Below are 24,839 nucleotides of genomic sequence, written 5' to 3' on the forward strand. Positions count from 1 at the left end.
AGCTATGGCCCTCACAGGGGCCGGAACATCAGGCGAAAGATGTGTTCGCTACATGCCGTATGGGGCAAATGATGTAGACGCGCTCACGCGCTGGGCAGCACCCTGTTCTCGTGTGCCCATGCCGCAGCGGCCGTGCGCGAGGAGACGTCGAGCTTGACGAAGATATTGGCCAGGTGCCTGCCGACGGTCTTTTCGCTGATGAACAGCTGTTTTGCGACATCGCGGTTCGACCCGCCGGCCGCGATGAGCGCGAGAACCTCGACTTCGCGCTTGGTCAGGCCGCCGGGCAGCTCGGCGTTGTTCGTCAGCGTCGACCGGGCCCCGAGTTCGCGGTACATCGATTCGGCCGTGGCCGCGTCGGATGCGGCGCCGGCGCTGTCTCCGGTCGCCTGGCGGGCCCGTGCCATCCACTCGCAGACCTGCGCCATCTCATAGCGGCGTTGCGTGCTTCGGTACCGACGCAGCGCGTCCTGCAGGAGGGGCAGCGCCTCAGCTGGGGCGTCCTTTTTGACGAGCAAGGCTCCGCGGGCGTGCAGCGCCCACGCGCGAAACCCGGGTGAGTCGAACCTTTCGGCGCCCTCCTCGAGTTCGCCGCAGTACTGGTCCGCCTCGTCGATGCGGTCGCGAGCCAGCGCGATTTCGATCGCCGCGGGAAGCAGCCGAATGCGGGTGATCTCGTCGGACTCGGCATCTATGCGCATCCGCAAGTCGCCTGCCGCGGCGGCGTCCTCGCCGAGCTGAGACCGCAACAGCGCCTCGCCGGGGAGCGGATCGAAGCCGAGCTCCCGTGCCTTCGCGAACGCCACACGGGCACCGTCGACGTCGCCCATTCGCCGACGGATATCGCCGAGTTCGTAGTGGCCTTCACCGGCCGCCGAGATGTGGAAATCCTCGATGGCGTCCAGGGCCTTGACCAGCCGCTGCTCCAGTTCTCGGTAATCGTCTGTGGCGCTGAGTAATTGCCATTTGTGGATTTCACAAGTGGTGCCATACCAGGATGCGGCAACCTCTGGGCCCTGGCGCCATTTGTCCATCGCGTTGGTCCAGGTCTTCATGCGGCTCAGATCTCCGAGTCGATAGCACTCGTGGATCACGGCACAGTAGATGTCGCCGGCCCAATCCACCGGAACCTGGCCCGCCAGGACCGGCATCATCGCCTCGTCCAGGTCGGCAAGGGCCTCGCTGGTGCGTGCGAACGGGAGCTTCGACAGGCCACTGGCGGTCAAACACAGTGCGGTCAGTCCGGGGGAGTTGCGCTGACTGACGAACTCCTCGAGCTCCAGGGCGCGCTGCACTCCCGCGTCGTACTGCCCTTCGACAACCGACAGTTGCGAGTCCACGTACAGCAGATAGGCGAAGGCCTCGTCCTCGGGGGACGATTCGAGCAGTCTGCGCGCGCGATTGACCCACACCCGGGTGATCGTCACGTCACCACCGTTGAGCCACTGGAGTGCGACATCGGCGGCCTTCATGGCGGCGGTCCGCGTGTTGTTCTCGGCCACCAATCGGTTGAAGGCCTCCTCGGACATCCGGATGGATTCCCTGCCGTAGCCCAGCCGCCACGCCGCCATGCCGTGCGACGAAAGGTCATCGGTGGTCAGCTCCGCGGTCTTGACCGCTCGGCCGAAATGGTCGTAGGCAGAGCGCCAGTCGCCCCGTCTGTACGCGTCTCGTGCGGCGACAAGTTCGTCGTCGTCAGCGGGCGTCAACGTTTCTCCGTCTGTCCAGCGGCGATCTCTGCGGCGGCCTTGGCGGCGACCTCGCCTCCAATGCGGGATGCTATCGCGGGGGCGTTCATCGCGAACCGTGCCAACACACGCTGCCGCAGCGGAGCGACGTCGATCTCGCCACGGTTGCGCTCGATTGCGGTGACGACCGCGTCGCCGACCTGCTCGGGTGTGCCGGTGCCGATGAGCGGCGGCGGCGGCGCCCCCGATTCCGCGTACATGCCCGCGTCGCGGATGGCCCCGGGGCAGATCACCGATACGCCGACACTTGCGGGATGCAAGTCGTCGCGCAGACACAGCGCGAAGCCCCGCAGACCGAATTTCGTTGCGGCATAGAGTGATGCGCCGGCTGTTGCCGCCTTGCCGGACATCGACGAGATGTAGACGAAGTGTCCCGACCGTCGCGTCGTGAACGCGGGGATCAGCTCACGCGTCATCTGTATCGGGACCTCGAGGTTGACCCGCAGTGCCCGCTCGATCTGTTGCGGGGTGAAGCTGTCGAGCTTGCCCGACGCCGGCAGGGCGGCGTTGGCGACGAGCACATCGATGTCGCCCGCCTCGGCCAGCAACGCAAGCGACGCGCCATCTTCCGCGAGGTCGCTGACGATCGTGCGGTGGCCACCTCCGGCGAGCGAGTCCGCGAGCCGTGCGAGTTCCTCCTGCTTGCGCGAACTAAGGATCAGCCGCGCACCGCGTGCGGCGAGTGCCGTCGCGATCGCCTGTCCGAGGCCGCCGGTGGCGCCGGTGAGCAGAACCGTCTTACCCGTTAGCTGCATGTCGTACTACGCCTGACGCGGGGTGAACTTGACGGCGACCATCTTCTCGCGGACGACACACTCGGCGAACTCCTCGACGGTCGGGATCCGGTTGTCGCGGAACTTGAGCCCCATCATCGTCTGCGCCTTCTTGACGCCGTAGCCCTCCGCGCACCGGTGCGCGAGATCGGCGACGACGGTCGGGTCGGAGATCGTTTCGCCGTGCATCTTGGTCGTCTTCCCCGCGTGGAGAATCTCGGCGTCGAGACCCTCGCGGAAGTTGGCCTTCCACCCCGCGTTGGCCATGGCGTACAGCACCCCGTCGATGTGGTGCGCGCTCACCGGAATCGAGAACTCGCGGCCCGACTTCCGGCCCTTGAAGTTCATCACCATCAGCTGGCCGCGCAACGGACCCGCAAGGGGCGTGCCCAGGAGAAAACGCAGCATCGGGTTGGCGATCTTGAGAAGCTTCTCAGGCGGATGCCCCGTCGAGACCGCGGGTACCTGGTCTGTCATAGCGCCCACGGTATTCCTGATCAGGGGCGGGCTGAAGGATATTGCGTCAAAGGCTGCCGAGGTCGTCGGGAACGTCGACGGCGTTTTCGCGCAGCGCCTCGATCGGCACCACCTCGAGCGTGCGTTCGTGGGTACATGCCAGGACCACCGGGGCCGCGTAGCCGTCCTGGTACGCCCGCAGCCAGTTCACCGCGGTGACACACCAGCGGTCGCCGGGCTCCAAGCCGGGAAAGCGGTACTGCGGCATCGGCGTCGACAGATCGTTGCCGATGGAGCGTTGATGCTCGAGGAACTCGGCGGTCACCACGGCGCAGATGGTGTGCCTGCCGACGTCCTGAGGTCCGGTCGAGCAGCAGCCGTCGCGGTAGAAGCCGGTCATCGGGTCGGTGCCGCACGGCTCCAACGGTCCGCCCAAGACGTTGAGTTCACCCACCGGCCCAGTATGACTTCTCCTGTCCGTCGCGAACGTGGGTTACCCGCACGTGTTCACGCCCGAAAGCGTGCGGGTAACCCACGTTCGGCGAATTAGATTCGGGCGTTCTTGGTCATCCAGCGCATGACCTGCCAACCGACGAACACCGGCATCCAGGTCGTCAGCACGCGATAGAGAAGCACCGACGGAACGGCGACCGCTGCGGCCATCCCGAAGGCGGCCAGGCCACCGATCAGTGCCGCTTCGACAGCGCCGACGCCGCCGGGTGTCGGCGCCGCGGACGCCAACGTGCCACCGATCATCGTCACGACTGTGACCGTGATGAACGACGTGTTGGCGCCGAACGCCTCGATCGCGGCCCACAGCGCGAAGGCATTCCCGAGAGTGGTTGCCGCGCAACCGAGCACGATCACCGCCAGACGCTTGGGCTCGCGGCCGAGTTCCATCAGGTGGCCGAGCACCTCCTGTAGGTGCGGCCGCACCGACGTCGCCAGCCAGTGCCGCAGCCTGGGCACCAGCAGGAAGGTTCCGATCAGTCCGAGCAGCAGGCCGGCGACCAGGTACAGCACGTTGATGCTGGGAACGAAACGAGAAAGGTTGGCGGACACGCCCGCCGCGGTGCTGAAGAAGATCAGCAGCAGAACGTGAGTGATCACCTGCACCGACTGCTGCAGTGCGACCGCGGTCGTCGCGCGCATGGGCGTGAGGCCGCCCTTCTGCAGATACCTGGCGCTCAGCGCGAGGCCGCCGACGCCCGCAGGGGTGGTGGTGGCGGCGAACTTGTTGGCCACCTGCATGACGATCAGGCCCCACAGCTTGACCACACCGTCGGCGGCGGCCCACAGCGACGCCGCGGCGCCGAGATACGTCAACCCCGACGCCGCCAGCCCCAGTAGCGCGAACCACCAGTTCGCAGTGCTCAATTCGGTGAGGAACGCCGGCACCGAGCTGATGAACGGATACGCGACGTAGACGAGCGCGATCAACAGCACGAGCTGGATCAGCTGGCCGCGGGTGAACCGGGTGACCGTCTCCGTGCGGATCTCGTCGACGCGAGTCTGGCTCATCACCTCATCGCGTGCGGCCGCCATGACAGCCTTGGGATCGCGCACGGACTGGCGGATGCGCGACGGGACAGCAGCTTTCGTGAGTCGACGTGACGCGGACAGCACCGTGTCCTTGCCGAAGGCGTCGATGGCGGCCCGCACCGCCGAAGGGGCATCGTAGAGGTGGGTCGTCGTCACGAGCAGCTGTGCGATGTCGGACCGCAGTTGTGCTTCGGTCGCGCCGTATTCGGCGCTGTCGAAGCCGCCGAACAACACGGTCTCGTCGACGGTGATCTCGCTGGCGCGCAGGTCTCCATGCGAGATCTGGCAGTCGTGAAGTTCGCGCAGCGATTCCCAGACCCAGCTCACGGGAATGGCCGCCGTGCAGTCGCCGATCGGTGTCCCGCGCACTGGAGTGTGGGCGTACAACGTCCAACTGCGCTCGAGCGCCGCCACGGCGATCGTCGAGATGTTGGCGACCTTGAGCTGACCGATCGCGATGGCCATCAACCCGCGGTGTTCGACGGCGCGGCGCAACGACGCGTGCAGGGGTGCGGTCTCCCTGTCGCGAAACCGCGCTTTGCGCCAGATCTGCACAAGTACGCCACCGCCGCGTTGGTGTGGCCCGTACATCTCCATCACCGCCGTCGTCTGCTGGTCCTCACATGAGGCCTGCATGATCAGCGGTCCGGCGCCCGTCGGCCGCAGCACCTTGAGTTCGTAGACCACGCAGCCGCGGCGGGCCATCGCGCGAACCGCGCCCTCCAGGGGGACGTCGAGGCCGGGTGTGCCGACGACGAGCACCACCAACGCGCCGACGAACCAGCCGACGGCCAGCCCGAACAGCGAGCGTGCGGGTACCACCGCGCTGATGACCAGGTGAATGGGCACGAACGCCAGCAACAGACCCCACCACCAGCGCCGCCACCGCGCAGGCAGCCAGGGGCCGGACACGGTGAGCACCGCGGCGAGCATCGCGATCCAGCGCGGGTCGTCGACGAATTGGGAGGGCAGGCTGTCGAGGCGCTCGGAGAGGTCGAAATGCCACTGCGGCGCCGCGATGCCTGCGTTCGTGATCGACAGCGCCAGCCCGGCGATCGCGGCCGCGGCCGCATACGCGCCCAGCAGCTTCCACTGGCGGGCGACGATGAGGCTGACCAGAATGACGAACGGCAACGCCAGGATCGCGACGCCGTACGCCAGATACACCAGGTTGGCCTGGGTGGGGGTGAGGACGGCGACGATCTCGGAGACCGACCGTTCGAGCGCGACCCATTCGTTGCGGGTGATCAGCGAGCTGGTGATGACGACCGCGAGGAACACCGCAGACAGGACCACCCGGATGATGTCGTTGGTCCGACGGGTCAACGGCTGCAGCAGGTCGCCCGAGACGGTGATGTCCCGTCCGTCAACTCGCATGTATCCAGGATCTTTCCGATGCGGCGCGCCGGTGCGCGACTCGCCGATACCTTAACCGGGCAAAACAGTCGAGGTGCGGCACCGGCCACCGAGCCCGGCGCACCCGATGGCGCTGTGAGAGGATTTTCGTGTATTCGCAGCCGGCGTGACGGCGCGATCCGCGGGGGTTTGCGTTCCGCCTGACCACAACACCGATGTCGTCGAGTTGATGTGTGGTCGTCGTGCCGTCGCGCCAGAACTCGGGGGTTTCGATGTACGCCAACAGAATTACGCCCGCCGGTGTGGCAGTCCTTCTCGGGGCGGCGCTGGCGTGGCTGATCGCCGCGCTGGCCGTCGCGGGTTCCACGGACGCACCGACTGCGGCCGTCATCGCCGCGACGTCGGTGTTTGGCGTGCTCGCAGCGGCGGTGAGCTGGGCGATCTCCAGTCGTCCGACACGTCGCTGGGTGAGTGTCGCCGGACGTGCCGCGGTCGGTGTCGGACTCGGTGTGATCGTCGGCGAACTCGCGACGGTGGCGCTGCTCTCCGGCATGATCGACCGCTCGCTGCACGACGAGGCTGCCGTGCGCGCCAACGCCACACCCGCGGTGACGCAGGCCGCCGCGGGAGTTCAGCGCAGCCTTGACGCGCGGGCCGGACTCGACGATGCGGTGACCCGTGCGCTGCAACGGCGCGACGAGGCGCTGATCGTGGCGCGCTGCGAATTCAACGCCTCACCCGAATGCCCGCAGACACACATCACCGGTTTGCCCGGTGCGGGGCCCGAAAACCGCACGGCCAACGAGTTTCTCACCGATACGACGCGACAGCTCGACAGTGCGGTGGCCGAACGCGACCGTCGCGCACCCGAGCTCGCATCCGAGATCGCCGCGGGTGAACAGGCGCTGACGCAGGCCCGCGAAACAGCGTCAGCGGATGTAGACCACGGTCTGGGTGCGCGTTGGGCAACCATGAACGATCACACGCTCGCCGCTCCGACCGCGATGCTGCTGCGGCTGCTCGCGATCGCGTTCTGTGTGCTGGTGTATCTGCTTCCGCTGATCCTCAAGCTGTGGCGCGGCGAAACGACCCACGATCGCGGTTCGGCCGCGCGAGCAACCCGCGAACAGGCGGAGCTGGAGGCCGACACGGCGATCGCGGTGAAGAAGGCCGAGGTGCGGGCCGCCGTCGAGACGATGTGGGCCGAGCAGCAGCTCGCGAGCGCCCGGCTCGCCGTCGAGGCGCAGACCGAGATCGACCGTGAGCAGCATCGACGCCGGGTCATCGAGGCGGTGAGCGAACCGTTGTCCGTGGAAGCCGAGCGGGTGACCGAGCCGGAAACGGCGGCGCCGGAGTTGGCGGCGCCCGCCGAATCGGCCGGTGAGCTCGAGCCTCGCCGCGAAGGCCCGGGCTCGCTGGTCCCGACGATTCCGCACGTCACGAAGGCCGCGACCCGCTGGATCCGGCCGTTTGTGCCCCCGATCGTGGCGACCGCGGTCGAGACGGCCACCAAACCGCTGCGTGGCGTGCGGCAGATCTTCGAAGAGCAGGAGGAAGTCCACTTCTCCATGAGGCGCAGTCGGACGGTGACCGTCCACACCGAAGAGGCTGACGAGCAGGTCGTCGAGCCCGAAGAGCAACGCATTTCCGCGGGGACGACCAGGACTGTCGTGTCGTCGCAGCGCGGCAACGTCGGCGCCCGGACCGCGCCCTCGATCACGCCTGGCGCCGACGGGCCACGCCAGTTGCCCCCGAGCGTCGGGAAATCGGGCTAGCCATTCCCAGCGGCGCTCGATCCTCGTAGTCTATTAGGCGTGAGTTCAACAACGAAGACGTCACTTCCGCCGGGACCACCGCTGCACGGCGCGATCCAGCTCGTGCTGATGATGCGGTGGTGGCAGGAGTTCGTCGCGGTGTGCCGACGCCGCTACGGAAACGTCTTCACGCTGAGCAACACGATGATGGGCAAAATGGTCTACCTGACCGATCCGGCCGACATCAAGACCGTGTTCGCGGGTGACCCGCGAATCTTCCATGCGGGCGAGGCCAATTCGATGCTCGGCGGGTTGCTCGGTGAAACCTCGGTGCTGGTGATCGACGGCGATGTTCATCGCGAACGCCGCCGACACATGATGGCGCCGTTCCATCGCGACGCCGTCGCACGCCAGGCCGACCTGATGGCCGAGATCGCGGCGGAGAACATCGCAGGCTGGCCGGTCGGCAAGCCGTTCCCGGTGGCACCGAAGACGTCGGAGATCACGCTCGAGGTGATCCTGCGGACGGTGATCGGGGCCAGTGACCCGGCGCGGCTGGCGGCGCTGCGTGACGTGATGCCGCGGCTGCTGAGCGTCGGCGCCTGGGAGTCGTTCGCGATCGCGAAGCCGAGCCTGCAGCGTCGGCGGCCGTGGCGGCGGTTGGCGCGCAACATGGCCGAAGCCGACCGGCTGCTGTACGCCGAGATCGCCGAACGTCGGGCCGATCCGAATATCGCCGAGCGCACCGACGCCCTGGCGATGCTGATCCAGGCCAGCGGTGACGCGATGAGCGACAAGGAGTTGCGCGACCAGCTCATCACCCTGCTGGTGGCCGGGCACGACACCACGGCCACCGGGCTGGCGTGGGCGTTGGAGCGGTTGACCCGCCACCCCGAGATCCTGGCGAAGGCGGTGGCCGCGGCCGAGGCCGGTGACGCGGGTGACGAGTACCTCGACGCGATCGGCAAGGAGACGCTGCGCATCCGCCCGGTGGTGCCCGATGTCGGCCGGATTCTGAAGGAACCCGTCGAGGTGGCGGGCTATCAGCTGCCGGCCGGGGTGATGGTGGTGCCGAGCATCACCTCCGTGCACCTCGACCCGAACGTGTATCCGCAACCGGACAAGTTCGATCCCGACCGGATGGGGGGCGCGACGCTGAGCCCGACGACGTGGTTCCCGTTCGGCGGCGGCAATCGACGTTGTCTCGGTGCGGGTTTCGCGATGGTGGAGTTGCGCATCGTGCTGCGCGAGATCCTGCGTCGCGTCGAATTGAGCACGACTGCCGAACCCGGCGAGAAGACGAAACTCAAACACGTGATCATGACGCCGAAGCGCGGCGGACGAATCACGGTCCGTGCCGTCAAGAAGGTGGCGTCCACGGAAGCCGCGATGCACTCCGCGAGCTGATTCACCAGTTCCAGCGACGGCAGCGCGATTCCGGTGACCCTTCAGCGGGGCTACCTACTTGGATATGCGTCTGCGGGAGACGAAACGTTCACGGGCGCCGCGGTGCTATGGCGACTATTAAGACTTTCTGGCAAACCTGATGTAGTTTCGGTCGACACAGCGACGCGGGGTCCGCTGCCGAGGAGTTAACGGTGGATTCGACACCATTCGGGCACTATCAGCTGCAGCAGCTGATAGGCCGAGGGGGAATGGGCGAGGTCTATCGGGCCTACGACACCAAGACCGACCGGATCGTCGCGCTCAAGGTGCTGCCGCCGACCATGGCGGCCGACGAGACGTTCCAGGCGCGGTTTCGGCGCGAATCGCAGGCCGCCGCAGGACTCAACGATCCGCATGTGGTGCCGATCCACCGTTTCGGTGAGATCGACGGGCGGCTCTATCTGGACATGCGGCTGATCGAGGGCCGCAACCTCGGGACTGTGCTCACCGAGACGAAAGGCGCTCTGCCAACTGACTTCTCGGTCAAGGTGGCCGAGCAGGTCGCGATGGCGCTGGACGCCGCCCACGCCGCGGGGCTGATCCACCGCGACGTCAAACCATCGAACATCCTGATCACCAACCGCGACTTCGTGTACCTGATCGACTTCGGCCTCGCGCGAAGCGCCGGTGAAGTCGGATTGACGACGGCGGGCAGCACGCTGGGGACGATGGCGTACATGGCCCCCGAGCGGTTCGAGGGCAAGCCGGTCGACCCGACGTCCGACATCTACGCATTGACGTGCGTGCTCTACGAATGCCTGACCGGGGACCGGCCCTATCCCGCACAGAGTCTCGAACAGCAGATCGCCGGGCACATGACCAAGCCGATACCGCGGCCGTCGGCGATCGACCCGAGGCTCGCGGCGTTCGACGAGGTCATCGAAAAGGGGATGGCCAAGAAGTCCGCAAAGCGGTATCAGTCGGCCGGTGAACTGGCCGCGGCCGCACGCCGTGCCCTCAACGCTCCGGTGCGGATGGCAGGCAGCGGACGGCATTCCGCGCGACGCGCCGCCCCGACCGGTCGTCGGGTGTCCGGCCGCTTGGTCGCGGTCGCGATGGCGGTGGCCCTGGCGGTGGTGGCCGGCGGCGTCGGGGTCTGGCAGTGGCGGGGCGGGTCCGGAGGCGCCGAGCCCGCGAGCGTCGCGGAGAGTTCGTCGACGGCGACTCCCGAACCACGGCCCGGCGCGGTGGAATCGATCGCGGCCACGGTGCCCGAAGACATCAAGTCGACGGGCCGATTGATCATCGGCGTGAATGTGCCTTATGCCCCAAACGAATTCAAGGATGCCAGCGGTGCGATCGTCGGCTTCGATGTCGACCTGATGAACGCGATCGCCCGAACGCTGGGACTCGTGCCGGATTACCGGGAGACGGCGTTCGAGGCGATCATCCCCTCAGTGCGCGGCGGCGACTTCAACGTCGGGATGTCGTCGTTCACCGACACCAAGGAGCGCGAGGAAGCAGTCGACTTCGTCACCTACTTCGAGGCGGGCACGCTGTGGGCGCAACGACCCGGTGCCGAGATCGATCCGAACAATGCGTGCGGCCTGTCGGTCGGTGTCGCCTACCCGTCTCTCCAAGAGTCCGAGGAGATTCCGGCCAAGAGCGGCAGGTGTGAAGCCGCGGGACAGGCGCCGATCACCAAGAAGGTGTTCGTCAGCCAGGACGACCTCACCGCGGCGCTGATCAACGGGGAAGTCGATGCGATGTCGGCGGATTCCCCGGTGACGTCGTTCGCGATCAAGACGTCCGGCGGGGGACTGGAGGCCGCGGGTGAGATGTTCGACTCCGCCCCCTACGGCTGGCCGGTTCCCAAAGGCTCAGGCCTGGCGGAATCGCTGCGCCAGGCGCTCGAGCACCTGATGCAGACCGGCGAGTACAAGACCATCTCGACAATGTGGGGCGTCGAGAAGGGCATGATCATCTCGCCGACGATCAATGGCGCACCAAGCTGATTCGACCCGTCTGAGCTCATCGGTTGCCGGGCGGTGACGACATTGTTATCAACAGCTTGCCGTCTTGATGCAGGAACCCCGCGTCATCGGCGGTAATACTGGGGGAGATGGCCATAACGACGAACAGCCCGCCTGTGCGGCGCTCGCGCACGAAAGGGAATCGCCCCCGCCGATCCCTTCTGCTGGTTGTGCTGATCGTCGCCCTCGCCATCGGAATCGTCGGAGGCGGCTTCGTCATCGGCAGCCATCTCGTCTCGGCGCCTTCGTCGACGGAGAGGGGGCCATCCACGCAACCAACGGCGGCGCCTCCGTCGCCCATCGCACTCGCGCCGGGTACGCCCCCGGCTGCCGGAAGCGAACCGTTCGCTGCGGCGTTTGCATCGCTCGCGGCTGAGCTCGAAGCGAAAGTCGGTATCGTTGTCCGACCCCTGGGCGCAGGACCGGTGTCGGTGACGGCTGGCGAATGGTCCACTGGGATCGCATGGTCGACCATCAAGGTACCGCTGGCGATCGCCGGTCTCCGCGCCCCCGATTCGCCTGGCGTCACCGAAGCGATGCGTGCGGCAATCACCCAGTCGGACAACGACGCCGCCGAATCGATCTGGGCGGGGCTCGGCGATCCTGCCGTCGCTGCGCAGAAAGTGGAAGCGGTTTTGGCCGACGCTGGTGCCCCAGCAGTGGTCGAATCACAAAAGTTGCGAACGGAATTCACTGCATTCGGTCAAACGACGTGGTCCCTGAACGACCAGGCAACATTTCTTTCCTCGGCGGCATGTGATCCCCGGAACCAGCCGATCATGGACCTGATGGGACAAATCGCGCCGGATCAGAGTTGGGGACTCGGCCAGATTCCGGGCGCAGAATTCAAAGGGGGTTGGGGCCCATCGCCGGCCGGCAATTACCTTGTCCGGCAGTTCGGGGTCATCCCGGTCAATGATGGCCTGGCGGTAGTCGCCGTGGCGGTCGAGCCGAATTCGGGCGCATTCGAGGATGGGACACAGGAATTGAGCCGGATAGCCGTCTGGCTTCAGGAGCGCGCCGACCTGCTGCCGGTCGGCCGCTGTTAATAGAGATAGACGACGGCGTCCCTGCCGCCGGTGCAAGTGATGAACGCGTCGCCGGGGCGCGCGACGCACTCCATCACGAAATTCGGTCCATTGCAGCCGGTTCCGTCGCCTAATACAGTGCGACAGTCGACGGCTCCGGGAGCGAGTACCTGTCGGCGATCACGACTGGCGTCGTTGAACGTTCGCCAGTACGCATGTAGAACACTCTCGGTGAAGAGGCACGAGGTATCGGCTGAGCCTCTCCGCGAATGCGTGCCGACATCGTTGCGGCGCGGCAGCGAGTAGTCGCCCGTGCAGCTCTTCGGGTTTGCGCTGGTGTCTCTCCCGACCAGCGGTGGCGGCGGTGGTGCGCCGACGCCCAATGGATTCCCGGTGGGCGGGTCGTCGGTCGTGCCCGGACCCTTCGTATCGGTATCTGGGGCGGGCGGTTGCGCCGACGGATCGGGTGTGTCGGGTGCAGACGCGACCGGCGGGTAATCCTCCTTGCTCAGCACTCCGATCACGATCCCGATACAGCCCAGAACCAGCGCTGCGACGGCCGCGATGATGGTCGGCATCAACCACTTGCGCGACGTCGAATCCGGAGCAGCCGAAGTCAGCGCGGCGGGCGGCGAAGCGCCGTAGGACGGCTGGGGCGGCACGACGTCGGTCGGCCGCTGAACTGTGGGGCCACTGAATCCTGCAACGGTCCCGGCGTAGCCGGGGTGACGGGGTGGCAGCTGCACCGTCGGGCCTGGCGTCCATCCGACATTGGTGTCGGATTCCAGTGCGCGCTGGGTCGCCCTGCCCAATGCCCCACAGCTTCCATAGCGGTCATCGGGTTCCTTGGCCATGCCGCGCGCGATCACGTCGTCTAAGGCCGGTGGCAGGGCCCGGTTCGCTGTGCTGGGCTGCGGTGGCGGCACGAACAGATGCGACGTCATGATCTGCTCGAGACTGCTGGAACCGAATGGGGCATCGCCGGTAAGGCATTCATAGAGGACGCACGTGAGCGCGTAGACGTCGACCGCCGGAGTGGCGTCCCGGTCGCGGAACCGCTCCGGAGCCATGTATGCGAATGTGCCGATCTGCATACCGGTCATCGTCAGCCCGCTTTCGCCCTTGGCTTCTGCGATGCCGAAGTCGACGAGATAGGGAAAATCCGAGGGTGTGACGATGATGTTCTGCGGCTTGACGTCCCGATGGACCAGACCCGCGGTGTGCGCCGCGTCGAGAGCGGCAGCGACCCCGCCGATGATGAACGACGCCCGTGCGGGTGCCAGCGGTCCGGGACTCAGTAACTCCTGCAACGTCTGACCCTCGACTAGACGCATGTCGATGTACGGATGCCCGTCGATTTCACCCCAGTCGTGTATGGGGATCACATGTGGTTCCTGGAGAACTGCGGCCGCACGAGACTCGCGCTGGAATCTGGTCCTGAACTTTTCGTCCTGCCAGAACTGCTCCGCGAGGATCTTCAGTGCGACTGTCCGGCCTTTTCTCGTGTCATCCGCCCGGTACACCTCGCCCATGCCGCCGCGGCCAAGCAGACCGGTAAGTCTGTAGTGGCCGAACATCTGGCCAACACGTGAGCTCCCTGATGCCACCGCTGTCTCCTCCTCGGGACGAGTATCCGTCTCAGCGATGGGATTGTTCGCCTATTCCCTCTGCTGAAATAGGACGAAACAGGCAAAGTAGGGGCCAACACGTGGCCATGACGAGGAGCAATAGCGAGTGAACGACCTGGTGACCGGCCGACGCCGCATCAGTGCCGCGAGGTCGGTGATCGCGCTGGCGTGTACGGCGTTGCTGATGACCGGCTGCGCCTCGAGCGTGGTGGACGGCCGCGCGACGTCCATGCTGTTCAACCCCGACCGTGTCGGAGGCCTGCCTGTCACGGACGGGCCCAGCGGTCCCCGGCCGGATGCGCCCGCGACGGAGGGCACCGTCGAGGACACTGACAACGGCCCCATGGATCACCTGGCGTTGTTGGCGGTCAACGACATTCAGGATTTCTGGGGAAAGAACTACGCCAACTATCTACCCGGGAATTTCGAGCCGGTGAAAACCCTGGTCTCGTACGATTCGACGGATCCGTCGAGTCCGCCGCTGTGCGGGTCGGATACGTATCAAAGCCCCAACGCCGCGTTCTGCTTCAAGCTCAACACGATGATCTGGGACCGCGGCGCCTTCCTTCCCGTCGCGCAGCAGTACTTCGGTGACATGGGTGTCGTCGGGGTGATCGCCCACGAGTACGGGCATGCGCTGCAATGGATGGCCGGGCTGTCCGACCTCGATACCCCGGGCCTGGTCCGAGAACAGCAGGCCGACTGCTTCGCAGGCGTGTATCTGCATTGGGTGGCGGCCGGGGATTCACCGCGATTCACATTGAGCACCGCCGACGGTCTCAACCATGTGCTCGCCGGCGTGATCTACATCCGCGACCGGTTGGAAGGTGGACCCGCCGAAGATCCACACGGTTCCGCCCTCGACCGCGTCAGCGCGTTCCAGATGGGCTTCAGTGGTGGAGCCGACCAGTGCGCCGCGATCGACGTCGACGAGATCACCAGGCGCCAGGGCGATCTTCCCGAGCACGTGACATCCGGCTACGACAGCACGACCCTGGACAGCCCGATCAACGACGACACCCTCTCGCAGTTGATGAATGTGCTGGACACGACATTTAAGCCATCCGACAAGCCGAAGGTGACCTCCGAGCGCTCCGATTGCACCGGTGCGACGATCACCGAACCGACGTCGTACTGTCCCGAGTCCAACACCATCTTCGTCGACATGCCCGCTCTTGCGGCAGCCGGCGCGGCCAAGAACGAGGATCAGGATGAAGTTCTGGTTCAAGGCGACAACAGCGCGTTCTCCATGGTGACGTCCCGCTATGTCCTGGCTGTCCAGAAGGAGCGCGGCGTCAAGATCGATACGCCGGTCGCGGCGCTGCGCACAGCCTGTCTGACCGGGGTGGCGCAAGGGCGGATGACCAACGAGGACGGCGCGGATTTCGTTCTGTCGCCCGGTGACACCGACGAGGCGGTGGCGGGACTTCTGGCCAACGGGATGGTCGCCAGCGACGTCAACGGGATCCCGGCGCCCGCGGGGTTCACCCGCATCCTCGCCTACCGGCTCGGACTGTCCAGTGCCATCGACGAGTGCTTCGAGCGGTTCTCATGACGCGCCCTCCAGAACAAGGTGGCGAACCGTGGTGGACGCGTCCGGGCGGCGCGCAACCGGGCCGGCCTGGCTATCCACCGCCGCAACAGCCGCGCCCGCCGCAGTACCCACCGCGACAGCAGCCGCGTCCGCAATATCCGCCGCCGCAGGAGCCGCGGCCGTATTACCCGCCGCCGCAAGAGCAGCGGCCCTATTACCCGCCGCAGCAGGAGCCCTATCCCGCGCAGTCATGGCCGCCCGCCGCTCAGCCGGCTCAGCAGTACGCACCTCAGCAGTACGGCCAGCCGCAGCAGTACGGCCAGCCGCAGCAGTATGGCCAGCCGCAGCCTTCCGGCACTCGGCCGCCGTCCAAGCCGTCGCGCACACCGATGATCGCCGGCATGGTCGTCGCCATCGCCGTGATCGGCGGCCTGGCACTGGTCGGCGGTCTCTGGTTCACGGGATTCTTCGGGGGCGGTGGCACGGTGCTCAATGTGCGCGCGGCCGAGGCCGGCGTACAACAGATCCTCAGCGACCCGATCAACGGCTACGGCGCGAACGACGTGACGAAGGTGGACTGCAACAACGGTGAGGACCCCACCGTCGAGAAGGGCGCGGGCTTTTCGTGCAAGGTCGAGATCAACGGCGCGCAACGACAGGTGCAGGTGGTCTTCCAGGACGACTTGGGCACGTACGAGGTTGACGGACCGCGATAGCTCGGCGGGTCAGGCACCGGCCTCGATGTCGGCGACCGCAGCGTCCGCCTCGGGACCGCACATCTCGGCGAGCCCAACGGGACCGGCGGCCAACAGATCGTCAACCCGTTGCCGGAGGTCTCCCGACGCGATGTGGGAGTAGAGACTCGCACCGGGGCAGGTGATGTCGGGGAATTCGTCCCGATGGCCCGCGATCGTATCGGTGGGGATGTCGAATTGTTGTGCAGCCCAGGCGAATGCAAGCGCAGCTCCGTCGACCTGCTCTTCCGTCACCTGTTCCTTGTCGAAGTCTCCCTCGCACACGACGAGGAAGTGACCGGTCGTGTCGTAGGTGGTCGCGGTGTCGCCCGCGAGCAGGGGATCGCGCAACTGATAGATGTTTCCGTTGCGGTCGACGCTGAGGTGATACGCGATGTCGATCCACCCCTTCGTGTCCTGGTGGTAGTGCTGGTGCTGACGCAGTCGGGCCGGCGCATTGCTGTTCGGCCCGAGAACCACCTCGGTGTGGTGAAGCGTCAGGCGGTCGGGGACCTGTGGCCGGCCAGGACCGCGGGGCGGTGCGGCGCCCCAGGCGTCGCGGCACAAAATCGCACGCGAGGCGGGGGCGGCCGCAGCAGTGGAAGTCGCGGGGACCATGGCGGCCAGTCCGGCGCCGCCCAGCCAGAGCAGCCGGCGACGACTGATCGCGCCTGGCCCCTCATCCATGACGGCCAGGATACGGTGCAATCAGCGTCGTTACGGCAGAACGGTTTTCATCAACATCACGTTGTACGCCGACCACAGCGACACGTTGTAGTACAGCTCCTTGCCCGTTGACCACGGATGCAGGAACGGCGCATAGATGCCACCGGGGAACTGCATCGACGGCACGATCAACCGCTCCGGACTCCACGGCCCTTGCGGCGCGGGCGCTGTCCTCATCACCATGTCGTTGGCGCCGTTGCCGTAGAGCACCAGGTATTGGTTGAGATAGGTGTTGTACTGCGCCGACATCTCACTGACCGGCCCAGGGATCACCACCGTCGCAGCAGCGGGATCGCCGGGCACCCAGCTGTTCGAATCCGAACTCCAGTATTCGTACCTGCGTAGGTCCGGCACACCTGCCGGCAGCACGCGCGAAATGTATGCGGCACCCCCACGCCCCGAGGGGGTGCCGAAGCTGTAGATGTAGGGATCGCCGGGACCCGGTTTCAGGAAGGCTCCCTGCTGGAACTTCTCGTTGCCTGCGACGTATTGGACCCGGTCGGTTTCGCCCGGCCGGGCGGGCCGGACGGAATCGGGATAGACACCCCAGCGCTCACCGTTGTCGGGCGACACCGCGATGGCCGAGAAGTTCGTCGTCCAGCGGCCGTCGCTGTCCCAGCTCTTGATCGACATGAAGTTGACGTACTGGGTGCCGCTGACCGAGATGCCCGCGGTCGGGATGATGCCCTTCTCCTGCGGCGAGAACTTGATGCTGTTGATGACCTGCTTGGAAAGCCCCTGAGACCACAGGGGCGAACTCGAGGCGGACACGGTCTTGGACAACTGGCCATCCCGGCTGCGGAAGAGCGTGTTGTAGCGCCACTGCTGGCCTTTTACGCCGCAATACCCGTAGGTGTCGCCGAAGGCCATCAGCACCTCGCCGCTGCCGTTGTCCCACATGATGCCGAGGTCGGTGCCGGTGATCGCGAACCGGTTGACGGTGTCGTTCGGGCTTTCCGGTCCGGTCACCCAGCCGACGAGCGATGTGCCGGGCGGCGACGGCGCCGGGGGAGCCGGCGGTGCGATGGCGTTTGCATCGGGGACCGGTTGGGCGGGGTCAGGTACGACCGCGGCTTGTTGTTCCACCTGTCCGAGCTGCGAAAGTCCCGGAATCTGCCCCAGGCTCGGCAGTGCCGCTCCGTCATTGGTGCCGGTGGGCCGCTGACCTCTCGGTCGACCGTCGCCGGGCAGATCAGGCGTCTCGCCGGTGTTCGACGCCCGAGGGGGTTGGACGGCCGCGGCGGCGCCGGTGCAGGGTGCGGCGAAGGCGGGCGGGGCGATGCCGATGACCACGCTCAGCGCCGTCGCCGACGCAACCGATAGCGAGGCAATCCGACGCGGCGCCATGTCACACCTTTCAGGACACGACGTCGCATTGACGTCTTCAGTTCGTCCATGTGACCATAGTGATCAGTGGGGTTTTTGGGACTACTGATACTCGAATGGGTATGTATCCGTGACCGTGTCGCAACCGTTGGGTGAAATTCACGAGGCGCCGGTTAGAGGGGGTTCTGCTCCTCGGCATCCCAGAAGCATTGCCGCTCAATAAAAGCCGCAGAGTGCTGCCGCCGATTTTGCGAAAAGCTGTTCAGCACAACGGAATACGTTTTGGCTGCTGACCGTGCTACTGTTTGCTGGGATGTCTGTTCGACATCCGTTTCAGAGTGAGAGAAGTAAGAGTATGACGCAGGGAACTGTGAAGTGGTTCAACAGCGATAAGGGCTTTGGCTTTATCGCCCCGGATGGCGGAGCGGACGATGTCTTCGTTCACTTCAGCGAAATCCAGGGAAGTGGTTACAAGTCGCTCGAGGAGAACCAGCGCGTTGAGTTCACCGTCGAGCAGGGGGCCAAGGGTCCGCAGGCAGTCGGTGTGACCGCCGTTTAACCAGATCTTCGTCACGTGGGCTGGTGGGTTGATTCCCACCAGCCCACAGTGCGTTTCAGGGGTGTTGAAACGCAGAATCTTTCATAACGGAACAGAGGCGACTCACTGCGCCCGCCGATGATCGGGTAAATTGGAGCTCAGGCCGTATCGCCCCAGCACTCTCTTACCGATTCTCACCGCTGCCCCTGTGATCAGCCTGCGGACGGATCGCCGTTCGCCCACATCGTATGTATGGGCTGTACCCGTACGTTTAAGGACGTGTTCTATGGATTCGTCGGACCTGTTTTCACACCCCTACAAACCGCAGGTCTCCGAGAAGCGTGAGGCCTCCACAGAGCCGACCAAGAACCCCACGTTCTCGGATGATGACCGAGAGAAATCACCTTCTTCTAAGCCTTCGTCGTGAACGGCCTATCGGGGACGCGGCGAATGGCGCGCCCCGTACGGCTTCTGCTCTCCCGCCAACTGGGCGCCGACATCGATGGCGCCTGGTGGCCACATACCGCGTCGGTCGCCTCGGAGCTGCCTGAACTCATCGGCGTTCTGCATGCGCCACTCGGCGAGATCATCGATATCTGTATCAACTGGTCGCCCACCGAGGGGCCCGTCGACCTCGATTCGATCGTCACCGGCGCCCGGACCGTCGACCGGCCCGGTCCGCGACGTCCCCGCCTCATGGTGGTCGAGGGCCGCGGCGCCAGCGCGAAGCTGTTGGTGGTGCCCTATATGACGTCGGCGAACCTCGGTGCGATGGTGATGCGCTGCGCAGCGGGACTGCCCGCGGCCCACGCTGACCGCGACAGCCAGCTGTGGCAGACCGCTCACAACGTGATGAGCGTCGCGAAGGCCGAGAGTGCGGCGTGGGCTGGGCGCCTGGCCCAGGAGTCTGCCACCAAGGGCGCCGTCGAGGTCTGACCCGACGACCCAACGACCCATGTCGGTACCGGTCGCAGCGAACATCGATGCGTACCTGACGAATTCGACATGCATGGGCACGTGTCGATGCTCCATGGAATCCTGGGTGGAATCCTGGCAGTTGCCGAAGCGTTGAAAAAGTCGATGCTGCGGTGCATATTCGAACGTAGATCGGGGAATTTCGACCAGGGCAGCTGGATGAGTGAAGGACTTTGGTGACCCATGGCGAGCAAGACCACCGGCGACGGTCTTCCCGATGTCGTCGTTACCGCCCTCGTATCGAGCAATGCGCTCGCAACGAACGCGGAGGACACCTGGCAGCAATTGCTGGAGGGGCAGAGCGGGATTCGGCGACTGGAGAAACCGTTCGTCGACGAATACAGCATGCCCGTGCGCATCGGCGGTGAACTCCGCGAAGATTTCGACCAGCACCTCAACCGAGTCGAGCTGCGCCGACTGTCGTACATGCAAAAGATGTCGCGAGTACTCGGCCGCAGGCTGTGGCAGGCCGCCGGATCCCCCGAAGTCGACAACCGTCGGCTCCTGGTGTCGATCGGGTTGGCGCTGGCCAGCACCGAGGCGATGATCAAGTTGTATTACGACTTCAACGAACGTGGATTGCGCGCAGCCAACCCGCTGGCGGTTCAGATGCATATGCCCAACGCGCCTGCCGCCTCGGTGGGGCTGGACATCCAGGCCAAGGCGGGAATCACCTCGCCGGTGCTGGCAGACGCCTCCGGTGCCGCGGCGATCGCGGAAGCCTGGCAGGGCATCGTTCTCGGCGAAGCCGACGTGGCCATCTGCGGGGGAGTCGACAACTGCATCGAGGCCGTGCCCGTTGCGGCATTCCACAATCTCGGGTGGCTCACGGCCAACAACGACGATCCGGCAGGTGCGTGCCGCCCGTTCGACGCCGACCGCGACGGCATGGTGTTCGGTGAGGCCGGAGCGCTGATGCTCATCGAGACCGAAGAACACGCCAAGGCGCGCGGCGCTCCCATTCTGGCCCGGCTGATGAGCGCTGCCATCAACTCCGACGGCTACGACGTCGTGAACCCGGACCCGAGTGGAGAGCGCGCCGGCGACGCCATCAGCCGGGCGATCGAGCTGGCCGGCCTGGCGCCGACGGACATCGACCACGTCAATGCGCACGCCACCGGCACCACCTTCGGCGACCTGGCCGAAGCGCGCGCGATCCGGCGCGCGCTCGGCAACCATTCGGCGGCGGTGTATGCGCCAAAGGCGGCACTGGGCAATTCGTTGGGCGCCGCGGGCGCGGTGGAGGCCGTGCTGACGGTTCAGGCGCTGCGCGACGGCGTCATACCGGCGACCCGCAACCTGAAGACCCTCGATCCCGAGATCGATCTGGACGTCGTGGCCGACCGGCCGCGGCACGGTGAGTACCGATACGCCGTCTCCGATTCGTTCGGTCTCGGCGGCAACAACGTCGTGCTCGCGTTCGGCGCGGCCTGACGGCGGTCAGGCCATCAGGCAGGGCTTGAGTCAGCCCTTGGTCAGGGTGAACTGACCGAGTTCGCTGATGCCGCGCTGGAAGAAGTCAGCGCATCCGGTCAGGTACTTCATGTAGCGCTCGTAGGTCTCTTCGGAGGTGGCCGCAACCGCCTCGTCGTGCGCGGCCTCGAGGTTCTTGGCCCAGGTCTCCAGGGTGCGGACGTAGTGCGGATTCAGCGTCTCGAAATGCTGCATGGAGAAGCCGGCGTCTCCGGAGAGCCCGATGATGTCCTCGTCGCAGGGGATCGAGCCGCCGGGGAAAATCTCCTTGGCGATGAACCGCATGAACTTCAGGTCGGACATGACGATGGGGATGCCGAGGTCGGGCCAGCGCTTGAGCGGATGGCCCATGATCGTCTGCAGCACCAGCCGGCCGCCGTCGGGCAGGATCCGGTAGCACGTCTCGAAGAAGGCGCCGTAGCGCTCCTTGGGGAAGGCCTCGAACGCCTCGATGCTGACGATGCGGTCGACGGGTTCGTCGAACTGCTCCCAGCCGTGCAGCTCGACGCGGGTCGTGCGGTCGGTGTCGATTGTGTCGAACAGCTGTTGGCAGTAGCTGTCCTGGTTGTTGCTCAAGGTGAGGCCGACGACGTTCACGTCGTACTTCTCCACCGCACGTTTCATGACGGAACCCCAGCCGCACCCGACGTCGAGCAGGGTCATGCCGGGCTGGAGGTCGAGTTTGCCGAGTGCGAGGTCGATCTTCGCGAGTTGCGCCTCGGCGAGGCTCATGTCCTCGCGTTCGTAGTAGGCACAGCTGTAGGTCCGAGAGGGATCTTGGAAGAGTCCGAAGAACTCGTCTGACAGGTCGTAGTGGGCCTGCACCTCCTCGAAGTGAGGTTGCATATCGGTCGGCCCCGTTTTCATCTGAGTCATCCTAAAAGGTCAGTCTACTAAACGAATCAGGCCTTCTCGCAGGTGAACTGGCACACATCGGTGTATCCGGCGCGGAACAGGTCGGCACAACCGGTCAGGTACTTGTAGAAACGCTCGTAGATCTGTTCGGACGTGATCTCGATGGCCTGGTCCTTCTTCGACTCGAGATTTGCCGCCCAGGTATCCAGCGTACGGACGTAGTGCGGCTGCAGATGCTGCTCCCGCGTCACGTTGAAGCCGGCCTTGGTCGCGTGGTCGGTGACCATCGCGGCCAGCGGCAAACGCCCACCCGGGTAGATCTCGTCCATGATGAACTTGATGAACCGCACCCTCGACATGGTCAGCGGCAGCTTCTTGGCTTTGATCTCCTCGTCGCTCGGAATGATGATCGTGTGTAGCAACATCACCCCGTCGTCGGGCATCAGGTTGAACGTCTTCTTGAAATAGTCGTCGTACTTGTTGAATCCGAAGTGCTCGAACGCACCGATGGACACCACACGGTCGACGGGCTCGTCGAAGTCCTCCCACGGCTGCAGGCGGACCTCCATGTTGCGGCTGGTGTCGATGCTCGGGAACCGATTCTGCTCGATGTGCTGCTTCTGGTTCTCCGACAGCGTCAGACCGATGACGTTGACGTCGTACTTCTCGACGGCGCGCTGGATCGTCGAACCCCAGCCGCAGCCGATGTCGAGCAGCGTCATTCCCGGTTGCAGACCCAGCTTGCCGAGCGAGAGATCTACTTTGGCCATCTGCGCCTCTTCGAGCGACATGTCGTCGCGCTCGAAGTATGCGCAGCTGTAGGTCTGGGTCGGGTCTTGCCACAGCTTGAAGAAATCGTTGGAGATGTCGTAGTGGAACTGGACCTCGCCCTTGTCAGACCCGCGGGTCTGAGCGGCTGACTCCGAGAGCCACTTCGATTGTGCTGTTGGCGTACCCGTTTGTTCCTTGGCGTTTGAATCAGCCACCGTGGCTCCCGTCGTGCATTCGAATCTGGGCCGACCTCGCGTCGACAAATGGGGGTTCCCCCTCACGCCAGACGTTATTCCTATGAGTTTGAGCCGGCGTACCGAGGGGGCTCCGATGCGTCCGCTCTGCAGGTCAATGGCTGTTCGCGCAGAGGACAGCAGCACGCGGGTGTGACATGGTCGGGTCGCAATGTCGGGCCGCCCTTTGTAGACTTGCCACTACGCAAATCGCTTGTGCTGCTTTGTATTCAGTGGCGTGTTACCTGTGCCACATTTCGCCCGCCGCGGGGAGCGGGTTATGGACGACGGCGTTGCGGGAACTCCGATAGGCGCAACGGGCCGACCTGCAAGCACGCACGACGGAAAGGGCGGAAGTTTTATATGGGTTCCCCGAACGGCGGCGCTCGGGTGGGTACGCAATTCGGTCCCTACGAGCTCCAGTCGCTGATCGGCGTCGGCGGAATGGGCGAGGTGTACCGCGCCTACGACACCGTCAGAGAGCGTCTGGTGGCGATCAAGCTGCTGCGCACCGAGGTGGCCGCCGACCAGAGCTTTCAGCAGCGGTTTCGTCGCGAATCCCGCGTCGCCGCACGTCTGCAGGAACCGCACGTCATCCCGGTGCACGACTTCGGCGACATCGACGGGGTCCTCTATATCGACATGCGCCTGGTCGAGGGCGCCAGCCTGAAGGACGAACTGCGGGTCAAGGGCGCACTTCCGCCGTCGCGGTCGGTGTCGATCATCAGCCAGGTTGCTGCCGCGCTGGACGCGGCGCACGGCAACGGTCTCGTGCACCGTGACATCAAGCCGGAGAACGTCCTGCTCACACCGGACGACTTCGCCTATCTGGTCGACTTCGGCATCGCGCACGGCGGCGGCGAGGCGAGTGTGACGAGCACCGGCCTGGTGATCGGTTCGTGCGCCTACATGGCCCCCGAACGGTTCAGCGGTGAGCGCGCAGGCCCGGCCGCGGACGTGTACTCCCTGACATGCCTGCTCTACGAGTGCCTCACTGGCCGTGCGCCGTTCGAGGCGGGTGACGTTCGGCAGATGATGGGCGCGCACATGTTCTCCCCGCCACCACGGCCGAGCATCATGCGCCGCGGGATCAGCCGCGCCTTCGACGACGTGATCGAGAAGGGCATGGCGAAGCAACCGACCGACAGGTACGCATCGGCCGGTGAATTGGCCAAGGCAGGTGCAGAGGCGCTGTCGGACACGTCGTCGGTCGCAGTCCCCGTTCCACCGAGCCCGCCGCACCACACCAGGCAGTTCTCGACCGTCGACCCGAACCCGGCGGGGACGGGCTTCCAACACCTGTACCGACCGGGGCCGCCGCCCGCCCCGCCGAAGAAGACATCGCGGTTCGGCCGGACGCACGTGGGGCTGGTCGCGGCGACCGTCGTGATGTTCGCCGCGGCCGTGATCCTCGCGACGGTGCTGGTGTTCGGCGACCACGGTGGCGGGTCGGCACCGCAGACCGGGCTCGCTGCGCCAGCACCTGAGACGACGACGATCACGACCACGCCGACGAAGGAGTCGCCGTCGGAATCGACATCGACCAGCACGACGCCCACGACGAGTTCCGGGCCCATTGCGGGGGTGTCGGGAACCGATGCGCAGGGCTTTGTCGGTCATACGGCGCGCTGTGACGCGGGAAGCTCACCTGCGGCGGCGATCAGAACTTCGAATTCGCTCGCTGTGGTGTGCGAGACGGCCCCCGGCACGTACTACTACCGGGGCGAACGTCTGCGTGACGGCGCCAATCTTCAGCTCTCGAATGCCTCTCCGTCGGGGAGTGGATACACCGCGACGAATCCCGCCGACGGCGCCCGTTATGAGGTGCAGCCGGACATGTTGACGATTCTGAGCAGGGGTGGCGTGGATTCTGCGGAGCCCGCGCTGGAATACGGCTCCGACCAGCGGTAACGCTGCTGCCCGCGGCCCGCGCGTCTCACCTGAGATAGACCGCGCAGGAACTACGATGC

The 24,839-nt window shown here is 65.6% G+C and carries 20 protein-coding genes; 10 read left to right on the forward strand and 10 right to left on the reverse strand.

Annotated features, from left to right (window positions below):
• Positions 1-83: 83 nt before the first annotated feature.
• From AB4Z42_RS02040 to AB4Z42_RS02060, 5 genes are all read right to left on the reverse strand, one after another.
• Positions 84-1,709, reverse strand: a complete 1,626-nt coding sequence (locus tag AB4Z42_RS02040) for a LuxR C-terminal-related transcriptional regulator (RefSeq protein WP_442007447.1) — start codon at positions 1,707-1,709, stop codon at positions 84-86.
• Positions 1,706-2,503, reverse strand: coding sequence for an SDR family NAD(P)-dependent oxidoreductase (locus AB4Z42_RS02045; protein ID WP_442007448.1), 798 nt, complete (start codon positions 2,501-2,503; stop codon positions 1,706-1,708). The genes AB4Z42_RS02040 and AB4Z42_RS02045 overlap by 4 nt, the downstream gene beginning before the upstream one ends.
• A gap of 6 nt (positions 2,504-2,509) precedes the next feature.
• On the reverse strand, positions 2,510-2,998 hold the full coding sequence (locus AB4Z42_RS02050; RefSeq protein ID WP_442007449.1) for a hypothetical protein: 489 nt from the start codon (positions 2,996-2,998) through the stop codon (positions 2,510-2,512).
• 46 nt (positions 2,999-3,044) lie between these two features.
• Positions 3,045-3,431 carry a DUF2237 family protein gene (locus tag AB4Z42_RS02055; RefSeq protein ID WP_442007450.1) on the reverse strand — a complete coding sequence of 129 codons (387 nt, stop codon included), beginning with the start codon at positions 3,429-3,431 and terminating at the stop codon, positions 3,045-3,047.
• Between the two features lie 92 nt (positions 3,432-3,523).
• The gene (locus tag AB4Z42_RS02060; protein WP_442007451.1) at positions 3,524-5,896 is read right to left on the reverse strand and encodes a lysylphosphatidylglycerol synthase domain-containing protein; all 2,373 of its coding nucleotides are present in this window, start codon (positions 5,894-5,896) and stop codon (positions 3,524-3,526) included.
• Positions 5,897-6,147: 251 nt separating this feature from the next.
• Between AB4Z42_RS02060 and AB4Z42_RS02065 the strand changes: the two genes are divergently transcribed.
• From AB4Z42_RS02065 to AB4Z42_RS02080, 4 genes are all read left to right on the forward strand, one after another.
• Positions 6,148-7,650, forward strand: coding sequence for a DUF4407 domain-containing protein (locus AB4Z42_RS02065; protein WP_442008089.1), 1,503 nt, complete (start codon positions 6,148-6,150; stop codon positions 7,648-7,650).
• 39 nt (positions 7,651-7,689) lie between these two features.
• On the forward strand, positions 7,690-9,036 hold the full coding sequence (locus AB4Z42_RS02070; RefSeq protein WP_442007452.1) for a cytochrome P450: 1,347 nt from the start codon (positions 7,690-7,692) through the stop codon (positions 9,034-9,036).
• 191 nt (positions 9,037-9,227) lie between these two features.
• Entirely contained in the window at positions 9,228-11,030 is a 1,803-nt protein-coding gene (locus AB4Z42_RS02075) for a bifunctional serine/threonine-protein kinase/transporter substrate-binding domain-containing protein (RefSeq protein ID WP_442007453.1), read from the forward strand.
• Between the two features lie 107 nt (positions 11,031-11,137).
• Positions 11,138-12,097 (forward strand): hypothetical protein, encoded by a 960-nt coding sequence (locus tag AB4Z42_RS02080; protein WP_442007454.1) that lies wholly within the window; start codon positions 11,138-11,140, stop codon positions 12,095-12,097.
• On the opposite strand, the gene AB4Z42_RS02085 is transcribed toward AB4Z42_RS02080, so the two are convergent.
• Entirely contained in the window at positions 12,094-13,653 is a 1,560-nt protein-coding gene (locus AB4Z42_RS02085; protein ID WP_442008090.1) for a protein kinase domain-containing protein, read from the reverse strand. The two genes, AB4Z42_RS02080 and AB4Z42_RS02085, sit on opposite strands and share 4 nt — an antisense overlap.
• A gap of 235 nt (positions 13,654-13,888) precedes the next feature.
• On the opposite strand from AB4Z42_RS02085, the gene AB4Z42_RS02090 reads away from it, so the two are divergent.
• Both AB4Z42_RS02090 and AB4Z42_RS02095 read left to right on the forward strand, forming a co-directional pair.
• Positions 13,889-15,259, forward strand: a complete 1,371-nt coding sequence (locus tag AB4Z42_RS02090) for a peptidase (RefSeq protein ID WP_442008091.1) — start codon at positions 13,889-13,891, stop codon at positions 15,257-15,259.
• Complete coding sequence (locus AB4Z42_RS02095; protein WP_442007455.1) at positions 15,256-15,954, forward strand: DUF4333 domain-containing protein; 699 nt, start codon at positions 15,256-15,258, stop codon at positions 15,952-15,954. Before AB4Z42_RS02090 ends, AB4Z42_RS02095 begins: the two co-directional genes overlap by 4 nt.
• Positions 15,955-15,963: 9 nt before the next feature.
• Here AB4Z42_RS02095 and AB4Z42_RS02100 read toward each other — a convergent pair whose 3' ends face one another.
• Together AB4Z42_RS02100 and AB4Z42_RS02105 are read right to left on the reverse strand one after the other, a co-directional pair.
• Positions 15,964-16,659: a peptidoglycan recognition protein family protein gene (locus AB4Z42_RS02100; protein WP_442007456.1), complete on the reverse strand. Its 696-nt coding sequence runs from the start codon at positions 16,657-16,659 to the stop codon at positions 15,964-15,966.
• Positions 16,660-16,689: 30 nt separating this feature from the next.
• Positions 16,690-18,045, reverse strand: coding sequence for a DUF4185 domain-containing protein (locus AB4Z42_RS02105; RefSeq protein ID WP_442007457.1), 1,356 nt, complete (start codon positions 18,043-18,045; stop codon positions 16,690-16,692).
• A gap of 334 nt (positions 18,046-18,379) precedes the next feature.
• Between AB4Z42_RS02105 and AB4Z42_RS02110 the strand changes: the two genes are divergently transcribed.
• From AB4Z42_RS02110 to AB4Z42_RS02120, 3 genes are all read left to right on the forward strand, one after another.
• The gene (locus AB4Z42_RS02110; RefSeq protein ID WP_014209407.1) at positions 18,380-18,583 is read left to right on the forward strand and encodes a cold-shock protein; all 204 of its coding nucleotides are present in this window, start codon (positions 18,380-18,382) and stop codon (positions 18,581-18,583) included.
• Positions 18,584-19,012: 429 nt separating this feature from the next.
• Positions 19,013-19,498, forward strand: a complete 486-nt coding sequence (locus AB4Z42_RS02115) for a DUF5994 family protein (RefSeq protein ID WP_442007458.1) — start codon at positions 19,013-19,015, stop codon at positions 19,496-19,498.
• Between the two features lie 222 nt (positions 19,499-19,720).
• Positions 19,721-20,971 carry a KasA/KasB family beta-ketoacyl-ACP synthase gene (locus AB4Z42_RS02120; RefSeq protein WP_442007459.1) on the forward strand — a complete coding sequence of 417 codons (1,251 nt, stop codon included), beginning with the start codon at positions 19,721-19,723 and terminating at the stop codon, positions 20,969-20,971.
• 30 nt (positions 20,972-21,001) lie between these two features.
• Here the strand turns inward: AB4Z42_RS02120 and AB4Z42_RS02125 are convergent, their stop codons facing one another.
• Positions 21,002-21,877: a cyclopropane mycolic acid synthase family methyltransferase gene (locus tag AB4Z42_RS02125; protein ID WP_442007460.1), complete on the reverse strand. Its 876-nt coding sequence runs from the start codon at positions 21,875-21,877 to the stop codon at positions 21,002-21,004.
• Positions 21,878-21,912: 35 nt separating this feature from the next.
• The gene (locus AB4Z42_RS02130) at positions 21,913-22,851 is read right to left on the reverse strand and encodes a cyclopropane mycolic acid synthase family methyltransferase (protein ID WP_442007461.1); all 939 of its coding nucleotides are present in this window, start codon (positions 22,849-22,851) and stop codon (positions 21,913-21,915) included.
• A 381-nt stretch (positions 22,852-23,232) separates the two neighbouring features.
• Here AB4Z42_RS02130 and AB4Z42_RS02135 point away from each other — a divergent pair, with 381 nt between their 5' ends.
• Positions 23,233-24,780, forward strand: a complete 1,548-nt coding sequence (locus AB4Z42_RS02135; protein ID WP_442007462.1) for a serine/threonine-protein kinase — start codon at positions 23,233-23,235, stop codon at positions 24,778-24,780.
• The last annotated feature ends 59 nt before the right edge of the window (positions 24,781-24,839 follow it).

Origin of the sequence: Mycobacterium sp. 2YAF39 (assembly GCF_052114565.1) — a bacterium.
GTDB lineage: Bacteria > Actinomycetota > Actinomycetes > Mycobacteriales > Mycobacteriaceae > Mycobacterium.